The organism is Pseudomonas sp. DR48, from assembly GCF_019823085.1.
GTDB lineage: Bacteria > Pseudomonadota > Gammaproteobacteria > Pseudomonadales > Pseudomonadaceae > Aquipseudomonas.
Genome location: NZ_CP081946.1, coordinates 6,983,843 through 6,996,985 on the forward strand (window position 1 = coordinate 6,983,843; position 13,143 = coordinate 6,996,985).

Here is a 13,143-nt window from a genome sequence, read left to right on the forward strand (position 1 = left end):
CTTGGCGCTTCTCCAAGTGACCCGCTGTAAAAGCGGAACCAATAGCCGCCATGACCGCAGAAACGGATATGTACCCAACCCCTAAACTTTCTAAAGAGAACAGCCTTAGGCGCAGGAAACAGGATGCAATCCAGCCGACAAACGAATGTCAGGCACCCGCCGAAAACCGGTCGCGACTGTTGGTCAGATGCAGCCACATGGCAGCGCGCGCCGCATCCGGATCCTGACGCTTGATGGCGTTGAGAATCGCCTCATGTTCAAGATTCGCGAGCTGCCCCAACTTACTCAAATCCGCCGCACCACGCTCGGCCGCATTGACCCGGGTTCGCGGAATCATCGCACTGCCCAAGTGCTGCATGATTTCCGTGAAGCACACGTTGCCGGTGGCTTCGGCGATCAACAGGTGAAAACGCTTGTCGGCTTCAACGCAGCTGTCGTTGTTGGCGAGCAGGCTTTGATAGTCATCGAGCGCTTCGCGCATTTGCACCAGTTGCTGATCAGTGCGACGCATCGCCGCCAGTGCCGCAGCCTGGGTTTCCAGGCCCATGCGCAACTCCAGAATGCTGCGCACCCCAAGGGCTGTGTCGACATTCAGGCGCAGCCCCTGCTCCGGTGCACGCTCCAGCACAAAGGTGCCGATGCCGTGACGGGTTTCCACCAGGCCCGAGGCCTGTAACTTCGAGATCGCCTCACGCACCACGGTGCGACTGACCCCGTGCTCCTGAACAATCGTGTTCTCCGACGGCAGCTTGTCCCCCGGAAGTATCTGGCCGAGCAGGATGCTCTGGCTCAGTTTGGCCACCAGGTCATGGGCCAGGTTGTGGGTGCGCTTGCGGGCAGGCGCGTCGAGGTCTTCTTGCATGGTGATCGTCCGGTAGCAGGGCTATCGGAATCGTAGCACTGAGCCCCACTGGAATCTCAAGAAAAGCTTGCCTTACTTGTATGACAACACTCAAGAAAGGCCACGTTTTCGAGCTAACAACAGGCCAACCGAAAGAATAAAAGAATAGATAACGACGTCTATAGCGCTATTTTGTTGGATCTAAGCGCTTGCGCATCGAAAAAACCTAGTTGTATGATGTCTATCAACACGCAACGCCTCAGCTTCACCCCGCATAAAAATAATCAGTGGGAGAAAAACCAAGTGACTACATCCATATCCGGGATGCACGACGGCGCCGATTCAGTCCTGAAATCCGCCATCTCGAAAGTGAAACGCCATGTCCTGCCGCTCTTCGTCATCATGTTCATCGTCAATTACATTGACCGCGTGAACATCGGCTTCGTCCGCGCCCACATGGAGCAAGACCTGGGCATAGGCGCTGCCGCCTACGGCCTCGGTGCCGGCCTGTTCTTCATCGGTTACGCACTGTTCGAAGTACCCTCCAACATGCTTCTGCAAAAAGTCGGCGCACGCATCTGGCTGACCCGCATCATGCTGACTTGGGGCCTGGTGGCCGCCTGCATGGCCTTCATCCAGAACGAAACCCACTTCTACATCCTGCGATTCCTGCTCGGCGTAGCCGAAGCCGGGTTCTTTCCTGGGGTGATTTATTACTTCACCCGCTGGTTGCCAGGCGTTGAGCGCGGCAAGGCGATTGCCATCTTCCTCAGCGGTTCGGCCATTGCTTCGCTGATCTCCGGCCCGCTGTCCGGGTTGCTTCTGCAGGTCAGTGGATTCGGCCTGCACGGCTGGCAGTGGATGTATTTCATCGAAGGGATGTTTTCGGTCGGGCTGTGCGTGTTCGTCTGGTTCTGGCTCGACTCAAAACCCCATGACGCCAAATGGATGACCCGCGCCGAACAAGACGCGCTGGTCAAAGCCATCGACGACGAACAACTGGCCCGCGAAGCCGCGACGCCGATTAAACCGTCGCTGGGCACGCTGCTCAAGGATCGTCAGATCATCCTGTTCTGCCTGATCTACTTCTTTATCCAGCTGACCATTTATGCCGCGACCTTCTGGCTGCCAAGCATCATCAAGAAAATGGGCGACCTGAGCGACATTCAGGTCGGGCTGTTCAACTCGATTCCGTGGTTGTTGTCGATTGTCGGCATGTACGCCTTTGCCTCGCTGTCGGCCAAATGGAAGCACCAGCAAGCCTGGGTCGCTACCGCATTGCTGATCGCCGCCGCCGGGATGTTCATGTCCACCACGGGCGGGCCGATCTTCGCGTTTGTCGCCATCTGCTTTGCTGCACTGGGTTTCAAATCGGCGTCCTCACTGTTCTGGCCGATCCCCCAGGCCTATCTGGATGCGCGGATCGCCGCCGGTGTGATCGCGCTGATCAACTCGGTGGGCAACCTCGGTGGCTTCGTCGCCCCCACCACTTTCGGCCTGCTCGAAGAACACACCGGCTCGATTCAGGGCGGACTCTACGGCCTGGCAGCCACTTCGATCATCGCGGCAATCATCGTCTTCGCCGCACGCAATAAACCGAAAACGGCGCCCGCCGTTGCGCTGGGCAAACCAACGCCCAACCACGCCTGAATCGCGACTTACAAGGACATGACAATGAACGCACAAGACACCGCAAAAGCCCCGATCATCACCAGCATGCAAGTGGTGCCGGTGGCCGGTCATGACGGCATGCTGCTCAACCTGAGCGGCGCCCACGGGCCGTTTTTCACCCGCAACATCGTGATCCTCAAGGACAACGCCGGCCACACCGGCGTCGGGGAAGTGCCGGGTGGCGAGCGTATTCGCCAAACGCTGGAAGATGCGCGCGCCCTGGTGGTTGGCAGCCCGATTGGTACGTACCAGAAGATCCTCAATCAGGTCCGCCAGACCTTCGCCGATCGCGATGCCGGCGGGCGTGGCCTGCAAACTTTCGACCTGCGCATCACCATCCACGCGGTCACCGGCCTTGAGGCCGCCCTGCTCGACTTGCTCGGCCAGCACCTCGACGTGCCGGTCGCCGCCCTGCTCGGCGAAGGCCAGCAGCGCGATGAAGTAAAGATGCTCGGGTATCTGTTTTATGTGGGCGATCGCCACCAGACCGACCTGGCTTATCGCAGCGAACCGGATGCCGACAACGACTGGTTCCGCGTGCGTCATGAGAAAGCCATGACCGCCGACGCGGTGGTGCGCCTGGCCGAAGCCGCGCACGCTCGCTACGGCTTCAAGGACTTCAAACTCAAGGGCGGCGTACTCAGCGGCGATGAAGAAATCGAAGCCGTCACCGCGCTGGCTGAACGCTTTCCCGAGGCGCGCATAACGCTCGATCCGAATGGCGCCTGGTCACTCAAGGAAGCCATTCGCTTGTGCCGCGACCAGCATCGCGTGCTCGCTTATGCCGAGGACCCGTGCGGCGCGGAAAACGGCTATTCGGGGCGCGAAGTCATGGCTGAATTCCGCCGTGCCACCGGCCTGAAAACCGCGACCAACATGATCGCCACCGACTGGCGGGAAATGGGCCACGCGATCCAGTTGCAATCGGTGGACATCCCGTTGGCGGACCCACACTTCTGGACCATGCAGGGCTCGGTCCGCGTGGCGCAGATGTGCCACGAATGGGGCCTGACCTGGGGCTCGCATTCCAACAACCACTTCGACATTTCCCTGGCGATGTTCACCCACGTCGCGGCCGCCGCGCCGGGTGAAATCACCGCCATCGACACACACTGGATCTGGCAGGACGGCCAGCGCCTGACCAAGGCACCGCTGCAAATCGTCGGCGGTTGCGTGCAGGTACCGAAAAAACCGGGGCTGGGGGTCGAACTGGACCTGGACCAATTGGCCAAGGCCCATGAGTTGTACAAAGGCATGGGCCTGGGCGCGCGCGATGACAGCGTGGCCATGCAGTTTCTGATTCCGGGATGGAAGTTCGATAACAAGAAGCCGTGCCTGGTGCGCTAAACCCTCGCAGCACCGAAAATCCCCTGTAGGAGTGAGCCTGCTCGCGATGAGGCCATAACATTCAACATCATCGTTGACTGTTACACCGCCATCGCGAGCAGGCTCACTCCTACAGGGGCAATGGTATTCGTCAGTTCGTCCTGGCCGCTTGCTGCAACCATTCCTTGAACGCCGTCATCGCTGACGTTTCCGCCCGCGACTGCAAGCGGGTCAGCCAGTAGCTGCCGGTGGTGATGCCAATAGCGAACGGTTGCTCGATCGCCCCTGTCGCCAATTGCCGGGCAAACATCAGCGGCGGCGCCAAGGCCACGCCTGCACCCTGTAGCGCGGCCTCCATCATGGCGAGCGAGGAGTCGAAGACGATGCTCCTGGGTGGTGGCGTATGCGGCGGCAACCCGGCAGCCAGAAACCACTCGGGCCACTCGTCCGTGCGATAGGAACGCAACAGCGTCTGCTTGAGTACGTCGGCCGGCTCTCGCAACTGCTCGGCGATTTGCGCAACGCAAAGCACCGACAATGGCGCTTCCATCAGCTTTGACGCCTCGATCCCGTGCCACGCTCCGGCGCCAAATCGAATCGCGTAATCCAGCCCTTCAGCCGCCACGTCCACCCGGTTGTTGTGGGTCGACAGGCGCAAATCGATAAACGGATGTTTCGCCTGGAAGTCCGCCAGCCGCGGCAACAGCCAACCCACCGCGAACGTCCCAACGGCGCCCACGGTGACCACTTCCCGAAAATGACCGCCCTCGAAACACCCGAGGGTGTCGGCAATTCTGTCGAAAGAGTCGCGCAGCACCGGCAGCAAAGTCTCCCCCTCACTGGTCAGCATCAAGCCTCGGGGCAAGCGCTTGAACAGTGTCACGTTAAGCTGGGCCTCAAGGCTTTTGACTTGATGGCTCACTGCCGCGGGCGTGACGTAAAGCTCCACCGCCGCCCGGGTAAAACTCAAATGGCGCGCGGAGGCCTCGAAGGCGCGTAATGCATTCAGCGGCAGATGAGGTCGAATCATGCCTACTCCCAAATTTTTCTAATGGCTAACCCGAAATATCATCGTTTGTCGATTGCGGGTCGACTGCCTAGATTTGGCCCGCCCGTTAACGGTACGGTGTCGCAAAACCGTTCGCAGTGCAGCGGTTAACGTCATGACAACTCATGGAGAGTGGTTCACATCATGCTCAAAATCAATCGACCAAGGCTCGCGTCCTGCAGCGTTCTCACGCTATTGCTGGGGGCTAGCCACTGTATCGCCGCGTCTCAGTCCGATGCTCAACTCGATGCCTTGGTGAAAGCGGCAGTCGGGCCGGTCATGCAGCAACAGAATATCCCCGGGGTTTCGATCGCGATTACCCAGAATGGCCAGCAGCATTACTTTAACTACGGCGTGGCCTCGAAAGAGGACGGCAAACCGGTCAGCAAAGACACCTTGTTCGAAATCGGCTCGGTGAGCAAAACCTTCGCCACCACACTGGTTGCCTACGCCCAGGTCAGCGGCAAACTGTCCTTGGCTGACCGGGCCAGCCAGGTCTGGCCCGAATTGCGCGGCAGTGCGTTCGACACCATCAGCGTGTTGCAACTCAGTACTTATACGGCCGGCGGACTGCCGCTGCAGTTCCCTGACGAGGCCGATCATCCAGACAAAATGCTCGCCTACTTCCAACAATGGAAACCTGTTTATGCCCCGGGCACCCACCGCCTGTATTCGAACCCCAGCCTTGGGCTGTCCGGTTATCTGGCGGCCAAAGGCATGGGCAAGCCGTACGATGAATTGATGGAAAAAACCTTGCTGCCGCAACTGGGGCTCAAGCACACCTTCCTCAACGTGCCGCAAGATCAAATGGGGCTTTATGCCCAGGGTTACAGCAAGGATGACAAACCGGTGCGGGTCAGCCCGGGGGCGCTGGATTCGCAGGCGTATGGGGTGAAAACCAGCGCTGCGGATTTGCTTCGTTATGTCGAAGCAAACCTGAAACCGGCGACGCTGGAAAAACCGTTGCAGCAGGCAATCGCCCTCACTCACAGCGGTTACTACACCGTGGGCGAGATGACTCAGGGCTTGGGTTGGGAGTTCTACCCCTATCCGGCCAGCCTCGACACTTTGCTCACCGGCAACTCGACAGAAATGGCGATGCAGGCACATAAGGTCCAGTGGCTGAACCCGCCGCAACCTGCGCCAGACACGGCATGGTTCAACAAGACCGGCTCTACGGGTGGTTTCGGTGCTTATGTCGCGTTCGTGCCGTCGAAAGACATCGGTATCGTGATTCTGGCGAACAAGAATTACCCGAACCCGGAGCGCATCCGGTTGGCGCACAAAATAATCAGTGCCCTCACTGAGTAATCAAACGCGCACCGCTCGATTTTCGGACAATAAAAATGGGCGACCCTTTAAGGTCGCCCATTGTTTGTAACGACGTCAGCTCAATGCCGGGTCGGCAAATGATCGTCAGGCGTATCGTTTCCCGGATCTAGATTGTCCCGCGCCTGATTCACCAACAACTGCGCTATCCCCGCCAACTGCTGAATCGCCCCCAACATTGCCCGGTTCGAGCCGTCCAGCTTGTGGGCAAAATTCGCAAGCACGGCATTCAGCGAAGCGAGCGTTTCGCTGGCCTGATGCAAGAGCGTGAGCGTGTCGACGCCAGGGGCAATCGTGAGAATCTGGTTGATCGGGACAGAACGCCTTGGCTTGCGCACACGAATGTTGGTGTCGCGCCCGCTCGTTTCGCCAAGCCGGACGAGCTTGAGGTGACTGACGTCGGTGGGGCGTTGCGCATCATTTTTGCCGAACTTCTTCATAGACGAGGCTCCTTTCTGGCCATTGGTGTTTTCGTCCCTGGATCCCTCAGTGTTGCGGACTCCCACGTCCGACCGCGATGGGTGCGGTGGCTGACGAAGGCTAACGGCGCGTTCTGACAGAATCCAGTTCACGCATTCCGACAGGACTTGCAGGAAATTTCCGAGACCAATGAAACCAATACGTCCATGCGCGCGACACTCGGTTTTTTGTAGTCACCCGCCGTGCAAAAAAAATGGGCGATCCCTTGAGATCGCCCATTGTCGTTACTGGGGCTGCAATCGTCGTCCGATCACATCCATCAAATCACAACCGTCACGCAGCGGAATCGCCAACACCCGCGCGAAGTCCTGCAATAGCAATGCATCACGGCCGACGCCCTCTCCGACGGATAGGGTTTCCAGCAGTTGAGTCACGCTGCGAATGCGATACGCCGCGGTGTCATGCAAAACATCTACCGGGGCGTCCGTGTCGATCAGCAACGACGCAATGGAGCAATCAATGCCCGTAATCGGCATATATCTGGCCATACTGAATCCCCCCCTCAATGCTGAACCGGCGGCTGAATGACAGGCTCACCTTCAGGCGGATCAACATTGTCCAGCGCTTGATTCACCAGCAATTCGGCGATGACCGCCAACTGCTGAATCGACAGCGCCACGTTTCGGTTCAAGCCCTCCAGCTTACAGGCCAGATCGGTAATCAGGACGTTCAGGGAAGCCAGGGGTTCGCAGGCGTGGCTCAGCAGGGTTGGTGTGTCGACGCCGGAATTCACCGCAAAGATGTGGCTGACAGGATCGACGCGCCTGGGGTTACGTAAACGGGCGCTGACCTTACGTTCTGTAGCTTCGGACAGGTGGATGGGGTCGAGTGGATCAGAATCCGCTGGGGATTCGGGGGGATTGGGACTTAATTTTTTCATGTGCGAAGACCCTCGGTAATTAAGAAAAACTGCCGATCTCACTTCCACATGAGGGTGGCAGCTGTACGCAGGTGTGGAAGTCCGGGATACCAAGAGAAACCCAGTGCACTCAAGAGTGCTCCTGCGCATAGCCGCCATAAGCAACAATGTTGGCATAAAAAAACGCCAACATGTGTTTGCAGGTTCACACGCGCTCTCGGTAATCACCGGACTTCCACATCCGACCGCTGATTTTGCAGCGGCCGACGAAGGTTATCGGCAGGGTCCGCTACGCACCAGTTCATGAAGTACGACACGTCTTGCAGGAAATCTCCGAAGCCTGCGAAGGCCGATACATAGCGTCCTAGGACGCCGGCGATTTGGTAGCTTCGCCCTTTTTCGCACACCCCTTCGCGCATCTGCCCTTGAACACCGTTTTTCAGCGACGGGACTATGCTGAATCACGGTTTGAGGGCTGACTTCTGAAAGTGCTGTTGGTCGATGATCACGCGGTAGCACGCGTGGCGATCGGGATGATTCTGGGCCAGTGAAGGCCGTGAGATTGTCGGCGAATGCGACAACGGTGTGGACGCGCTCAGCAAGGCGTCCGGCTCAAGCCAGACGCCATTGTGTTCAATCATCCGGCATTTCAGGCGGCTTGGCGGGTTTGCCCGGTTTCCCCGCTTTTGCACCTTTGGCGCCTTTGGCCGCCGGTTCGGCTGCAACAGGCGTTGCGACCGGCGGCGCTACCGCCTCTTTCTCGGCTGGCGGCAGCGCGTCGATGGTGTCGAAGATCTTCTTCAGATCGACTGATTTCGAGTCTTCCCCGGAGCTCTCGAACTTCTTCTCGCCGTCCTTGCCCACCAGGATGACTTTGGGCAGCGCCCCCGCACCGAGCTTCAGCGAGCGGATCAGGGCCATGGTGTCCTGTTGGCCGAGATCCTTGCCATCGACCTGGCCGAACATGTTCAACACCGTGTACACCCTGATGTTGCGCTGGGCGACACCGTCCTTGTTGGCCGGATCGTTGAGCGCCTTTTTCAGTCCCACCCAGACTGGGTCGACTGTGCTGGGAGCAATGACAATCAGTGGCCGGGCCCTGCCCTTTTCGATGTCCAAAGGTGAGCCATCATCGGCGGCGAGCAAGGGGCCGGCAAAAGCCAGCAGTGTAGTCAGGACCAAAGACCTGATGAGCATGCGCATCTCCTTTTGATATCCACGCTCTAATGATCGCGCATCGCGGTGATCGTTCCGGGTGACGCAACGCAATTATGTTTCGCCTTGACCCAAGCTTAGGTCAGGCCGGTCATTGCGCAACAGGCTGGACTAATCTCATGGTTCAAGAAGCCCCGTCTGAACCGCCGTGAGGATCACGCCATGAGCGCTCAGTTGAACCACACCATCGTCTGGTGTCGTGACAAACAGACATCCGCAAACTATCTGACAGAAATGCTTGGGCTGCCCCGAGCGCAACCGTTCGGCCCGATGCTGATCGTCAAGCTCGACAATGGCGTGTCGCTGGACTTCTACAACAACGACCCGCCGATTGCGTCCCAACACTACGCTTTTTTGATCGGCGACGAGGATTTCGATGCGGCGTTCGCACGCCTGCAAGCGCGCCAGCAAACCTGGTGGGCAGATCCCGGCAAACAGCGCCCAAACGAAATCAATGACTACGGCGGTGGGAGACGGGTGTATTTCGATGACCCGGACGGGCATCTGCTGGAGATTTTCACACGTGAGTGATGCGGCTGAAGGCCCCCCGAAAGACTCGAAGAGGGCAGGATGACTTCCAGCACCTGGCTTATAAAGAAATCGGTAGGCGTGCCGATAATCCAAAATAACTTCAGGTGCCTGTACGTTGTTTTGGGCGATGAGCAAGGAACACAAAATGATGTCTTCTCGTCAGTACGCCCTCAAGGCATCGGACGTGACGCTTTGCGCTCTGGTATGCCTGGCGGGAGTGGCCGTCACGGCATTGGTATTGATTCTTTTCGTTGGGTCAGAGCAGCGCACCGTTAGCGTTGCGTTCCAACTGGAGGTCGACGAACGATTCAGTCGCCTTCAACGACGTTTTAATACTCAGGTCTTGAAACTGGACGTTGTAAGGCGTTTTTTTATCAACGCCGACGATGTCACTGAAAAGGAATTTCTGGGGTTCGTCACGCCACTGGTTGGAGAGAACGAAGCCTATAGCTGGGTGCCGAGGATTCTCGAAAAGGATTTACAAACGTTTCGCGCCAAGGCGCTCCTCAACGGCACCAGTGACTTTTCATATCATGAAATCAATCCCGTGTCCGGCGAAATAGTCCCCCTCGCGAGTCGGCCGGAACACTGGATATTGCTCTATCTAATGAAGCGCGATGACGTGAAGATCGTACCTGGCATGGATGTTCTGGCTCGCCCGGGTCGCCAAGCCTTGATGAGCAAGGCACGAGAAACACATCAAATAGTCGTGTCGGAACCGTTGAAAATGACCAATGGGCAGGCGGGGGTTTTCTTTGTCGCCCCCGTATTCCACGAGTCCTCCGAGGCGCCATTGAACGATGACGGTTTGCAGGGGTTCGTAGTCTCTACCGTGCGTCTGGCTGCTTTGATGGAGCAAGGCATTCCATTACCAAGCCTGCAACGATTGAACGTGACGCTTTCATTGACCGACAAGCAGCATCAGGGGACAAATATTTATCAGAGCCTGGAGCCAGCGACCCCTTCAAGGCTCTATGCGCAGCGGCTGCTGAAAGTAGCTGACCAAAATTACTTGCTGCAGTTTCGGCCAAGCTCAACATTTCTGGTCGCCAACAGCCACCCACTGTATATCAGCATGATTGTCGTGTTCGGAGCAGGGTTGACGCTGCTGATGACCTTGTTGGTTTACTTGCTGATCACGCAACGTGCACGCGCACTCTCGCTTGTTGATGAGCGCACCCAAGATTTGCGTTTGCTGAACATTACCGACCACCTGACCGGGGTTTATAACCGCCGATACTTCGAAGAATTGATGGAGCGCCTGCTCACCGAGGCTAACGTGCGATACCAGCCTCTATCGTTGATCATGTTCGACATCGATCACTTCAAGTACATCAACGACCGCTGGGGGCATCAGTGTGGTGATAACGTTCTGAAGTCGTTGTGCACACGAATACGTTCGTCAACACGCAAAACCGACCTGCTATGCCGAACAGGCGGGGAAGAGTTTGCATTGATCTGCCCGGATAGCGAGCTGGACGATACAAGACTGCTGGCAGAGAAGCTTCGAGCTCTGATAAGCACCCTCCCATTTGATGAGACAGGACAGGTGACCTGTAGCTTCGGCGTTGCGACGTGGATTCCATCGGAATCATTTGACGCCTTCGTTCGGCGTGCGGACAGCGCTATGTACAGCGCTAAATCAAGTGGTCGTGATCAAGTCCAGCTTGCCCATTCGTAACAGGCTGGATGTCGGGTTGTGTTCTTTGGAAAGACGACTGCTCAAGTAAAACCCTGCCGCTCGCGCAGAAAATCCTCCAGTTCCTTGATCGGCAGTGGCCGGCTGAATAGATAGCCTTGCACCTGATCGCAACCGTTCGCACGCAGGAATGCCAGTTGCTCAGGGGTCTCCACCCCTTCGGCGATCACTTGCAGGTTGAGACTGTGCGCCAACTCAATGATCGTCCTGGCAATAGCGGCGTCCTGGGGGTTACTGGTCACTTCACGGATGAAGGCGATGTCGATCTTCAGTTTGTCGATCGGGAATCGTCGCAGGTAGGCAAGGCTCGAATAACCGGTGCCAAAATCGTCGATCGAAACCTTCACCCCCAGTTTTTGCAGGGTCTGCAAACTGGCGATGGTGTGCGAGGTGTTTTCCATCAACGAACTTTCTGTGAGCTCGATTTCAAGCCAGTGCGGATCGATCTGATGGTCGATCAGCGCTTGGCGGATGCTGTCGATCAGATCACCTTCGATGATCTGCTGACCTGAGACGTTGACCGCGATCTGGAAAGGCCCCTTCCCTGCGCTTCGCCATTCGGCGATTTGCTTGCACACACGGGTAATCACCCAATTGCCGACCTCGCTAATCAGCCCGAGGTTTTCCAGCATCGGCACGAACACCGCCGGAGAGACATTGGCCTGCCCCGGACGCGGCCAGCGCAACAAGGCCTCCAGCCCGCACACCTGGCCGTCGGCCAAGCCAATCTTGGGTTGGTAAAACAGCTCAAATGCCTGCTGTTGCACGGCCTCACGCAAGGCGATTTCCATCTCTTGCCGCGCCGATGCATCCACATTCATTTGCGCCGTGTAGAAACGAAAAGTGTCCCGGCCGACCTTCTTCGCCTGGTGCATGGCGGTGTTCGCGTGCTTGATCAAGCCGTGTGCGTCGTCGCCATCATTTGGGTACAGGGCGATGCCGATACTGGCGGTCATCGCAGTCGAATGGCCATCAAGCAGAAAAGGCTCGCGCAGCGTCTCGCGTATGCGCTCGACAGTTTGCAGGGGATCAGCCTGGCCCTCGCGAATCATCAGGATCAGGGCAAATTCGTCACCGTCCATGCGCCCCACTGTGTCGCTGACATTAAGGCAGTTGGTCAGTCGCTGACCCAGCTCTGCCAGCATTTGATCACCCAACAGGTGGCCCCAGGTTTCGTTCACGCTACTGAAATCGTCGAGGTCGACGGTCACCACCGCCAGCTGCCAATGACTGAGCGACGCCTGGGTAAGGCCCATCTGCAAAGTGGTGAAAAACAGGTTGCGATTGGGCAGTCCGGTCAACGTATCGTAATGGGCCATTTTCAGCATGCGCTGATCGGTTTCCTTACGCGCAGTGATGTCACGCGCAATGCCGACGATGATCCAGTCATCCCCGGTTTTGTAGGCCTGGCGGTGGACTTCTACCGGAAGGAAACTGCCGTCCTTGCAGCGGATACGCGTTTCCGTGGCTTCGCTGGGCCCTCTGCCGGCGATGATCTGATCATACAAAACCTCCAGCTGTTCGATGGAGTCTTCGCTGAGATCGGCCGGTGTCTTGCACAAGAGCTCTTCGGGGGTGTAGCCAAACACTTGACAGGCATGTCGGTTGAACTCGATCAGACGCATGGTGCTGCGGTTGATCAGGAAAATAGCATCACCCGACACGTCCATGGCCGAACGAAAACGTTCAAGGTCGATGGTGCGCTGTTGCAGTTGCTCTTCCAGCATCAGGCTGTGGTTTTTCAGGTAATCGCCAAAGGCCTTGAGCCTCAAGAGGTTGCGCACCCGTAGCCACAACTCGGCACTTTCCACGGGTTTACAGAGGAAATCTTCGGCGCCCGCTTCCAGGCCGGAAATACGCGCACTGTGCTCACCGAGAGCGGACAGCATGATGATCGGGATGTTCGACGTGGCCTTGTTCGTCTTGAGCTGGCGGGCAACTTCGAAACCGTCCATGCCCGGCATCATGATATCGAGCAGGATCAAGTCCGGCGGTTGTTGCGCGACCGCCACAAGAGCCTCTTCACCTGAGTGGGCTGTTAACGTCTGGTACCCCTGATGCTGCAATAGCACCTGCAACAATTTGCAGACATGGGGTTCATCGTCAACGATCAATAAAGTAGCGCAAGTGTCCGACATGTAGAA

13 protein-coding genes are annotated in these 13,143 nt (G+C 57.5%); 5 read left to right on the top strand and 8 right to left on the bottom strand.

From position 1 onward, the window contains the following. Positions 1-148 precede the first annotated feature (148 nt). A complete protein-coding gene (locus tag K5K95_RS31690) occupies positions 149-862 on the bottom strand; it encodes a FadR/GntR family transcriptional regulator (protein ID WP_222587712.1) in 714 nt (237 codons plus the stop codon). A gap of 282 nt (positions 863-1,144) precedes the next feature. Between K5K95_RS31690 and K5K95_RS31695 the strand changes: the two genes are divergently transcribed. Together K5K95_RS31695 and gudD are read left to right on the top strand one after the other, a co-directional pair. Continuing rightward, on the top strand, positions 1,145-2,491 hold the full coding sequence (locus K5K95_RS31695; protein WP_222587713.1) for an MFS transporter: 1,347 nt from the start codon (positions 1,145-1,147) through the stop codon (positions 2,489-2,491). A 24-nt stretch (positions 2,492-2,515) separates the two neighbouring features. Beyond that, on the top strand, positions 2,516-3,859 hold the full coding sequence (gene gudD / locus K5K95_RS31700; RefSeq protein ID WP_222587714.1) for a glucarate dehydratase: 1,344 nt from the start codon (positions 2,516-2,518) through the stop codon (positions 3,857-3,859). A gap of 130 nt (positions 3,860-3,989) precedes the next feature. Here gudD and K5K95_RS31705 read toward each other — a convergent pair whose 3' ends face one another. Further along, positions 3,990-4,868: a LysR family transcriptional regulator gene (locus tag K5K95_RS31705; protein ID WP_222587715.1), complete on the bottom strand. Its 879-nt coding sequence runs from the start codon at positions 4,866-4,868 to the stop codon at positions 3,990-3,992. Positions 4,869-5,030: 162 nt separating this feature from the next. Between K5K95_RS31705 and ampC the strand changes: the two genes are divergently transcribed. Then, on the top strand, positions 5,031-6,197 hold the full coding sequence (gene ampC, locus K5K95_RS31710; RefSeq protein WP_222587716.1) for a class C beta-lactamase: 1,167 nt from the start codon (positions 5,031-5,033) through the stop codon (positions 6,195-6,197). Between the two features lie 80 nt (positions 6,198-6,277). Here the strand turns inward: ampC and K5K95_RS31715 are convergent, their stop codons facing one another. From K5K95_RS31715 to K5K95_RS31735, 5 genes are all read right to left on the bottom strand, one after another. After that, the gene (locus K5K95_RS31715) at positions 6,278-6,655 is read right to left on the bottom strand and encodes a DUF6124 family protein (RefSeq protein WP_222587717.1); all 378 of its coding nucleotides are present in this window, start codon (positions 6,653-6,655) and stop codon (positions 6,278-6,280) included. A gap of 264 nt (positions 6,656-6,919) precedes the next feature. Continuing rightward, on the bottom strand, positions 6,920-7,183 hold the full coding sequence (locus K5K95_RS31720; RefSeq protein ID WP_222587718.1) for a hypothetical protein: 264 nt from the start codon (positions 7,181-7,183) through the stop codon (positions 6,920-6,922). A gap of 14 nt (positions 7,184-7,197) precedes the next feature. Beyond that, positions 7,198-7,575, bottom strand: a complete 378-nt coding sequence (locus K5K95_RS31725) for a DUF6124 family protein (protein ID WP_222587719.1) — start codon at positions 7,573-7,575, stop codon at positions 7,198-7,200. Positions 7,576-8,015: 440 nt separating this feature from the next. Then, positions 8,016-8,195, bottom strand: a complete 180-nt coding sequence (locus K5K95_RS31730; protein ID WP_222587720.1) for a hypothetical protein — start codon at positions 8,193-8,195, stop codon at positions 8,016-8,018. Then, the gene (locus tag K5K95_RS31735) at positions 8,188-8,751 is read right to left on the bottom strand and encodes a DUF4174 domain-containing protein (RefSeq protein WP_222587721.1); all 564 of its coding nucleotides are present in this window, start codon (positions 8,749-8,751) and stop codon (positions 8,188-8,190) included. Before K5K95_RS31735 ends, K5K95_RS31730 begins: the two co-directional genes overlap by 8 nt. 180 nt (positions 8,752-8,931) lie before the next feature. On the opposite strand from K5K95_RS31735, the gene K5K95_RS31740 reads away from it, so the two are divergent. Both K5K95_RS31740 and K5K95_RS31745 read left to right on the top strand, forming a co-directional pair. Further along, complete coding sequence (locus tag K5K95_RS31740) at positions 8,932-9,300, top strand: VOC family protein (protein WP_222587722.1); 369 nt, start codon at positions 8,932-8,934, stop codon at positions 9,298-9,300. Positions 9,301-9,445: 145 nt separating this feature from the next. Continuing rightward, positions 9,446-10,981, top strand: a complete 1,536-nt coding sequence (locus tag K5K95_RS31745) for a diguanylate cyclase (protein WP_222587723.1) — start codon at positions 9,446-9,448, stop codon at positions 10,979-10,981. Positions 10,982-11,022: 41 nt separating this feature from the next. Here K5K95_RS31745 and K5K95_RS31750 read toward each other — a convergent pair whose 3' ends face one another. Further along, positions 11,023-13,137, bottom strand: a complete 2,115-nt coding sequence (locus K5K95_RS31750) for a putative bifunctional diguanylate cyclase/phosphodiesterase (protein ID WP_222587724.1) — start codon at positions 13,135-13,137, stop codon at positions 11,023-11,025. Between the last annotated feature and the right edge of the window lie 6 nt (positions 13,138-13,143).

Excerpts from the sequence above, each read along its gene's own strand:
- K5K95_RS31690 (WP_222587712.1), bottom strand. The coding sequence starts at position 862 with ATGCAAGAAGACCTCGACGCGCCTGCCCGCAAGCGCACCCACAACCTG.
- ampC (WP_222587716.1), top strand. The coding sequence starts at position 5,031 with ATGCTCAAAATCAATCGACCAAGGCTCGCGTCCTGCAGCGTTCTCACG.
- K5K95_RS31715 (WP_222587717.1), bottom strand. The coding sequence starts at position 6,655 with ATGAAGAAGTTCGGCAAAAATGATGCGCAACGCCCCACCGACGTCAGT.
- gudD (WP_222587714.1), top strand. The coding sequence starts at position 2,516 with ATGAACGCACAAGACACCGCAAAAGCCCCGATCATCACCAGCATGCAA.
- K5K95_RS31750 (WP_222587724.1), bottom strand. The coding sequence starts at position 13,137 with ATGTCGGACACTTGCGCTACTTTATTGATCGTTGACGATGAACCCCAT.
- K5K95_RS31705 (WP_222587715.1), bottom strand. The coding sequence starts at position 4,868 with ATGATTCGACCTCATCTGCCGCTGAATGCATTACGCGCCTTCGAGGCC.
- K5K95_RS31720 (WP_222587718.1), bottom strand. The coding sequence starts at position 7,183 with ATGGCCAGATATATGCCGATTACGGGCATTGATTGCTCCATTGCGTCG.
- K5K95_RS31745 (WP_222587723.1), top strand. The coding sequence starts at position 9,446 with ATGATGTCTTCTCGTCAGTACGCCCTCAAGGCATCGGACGTGACGCTT.
- K5K95_RS31730 (WP_222587720.1), bottom strand. The coding sequence starts at position 8,195 with ATGATTGAACACAATGGCGTCTGGCTTGAGCCGGACGCCTTGCTGAGC.
- K5K95_RS31725 (WP_222587719.1), bottom strand. The coding sequence starts at position 7,575 with ATGAAAAAATTAAGTCCCAATCCCCCCGAATCCCCAGCGGATTCTGAT.
- K5K95_RS31735 (WP_222587721.1), bottom strand. The coding sequence starts at position 8,751 with ATGCTCATCAGGTCTTTGGTCCTGACTACACTGCTGGCTTTTGCCGGC.
- K5K95_RS31740 (WP_222587722.1), top strand. The coding sequence starts at position 8,932 with ATGAGCGCTCAGTTGAACCACACCATCGTCTGGTGTCGTGACAAACAG.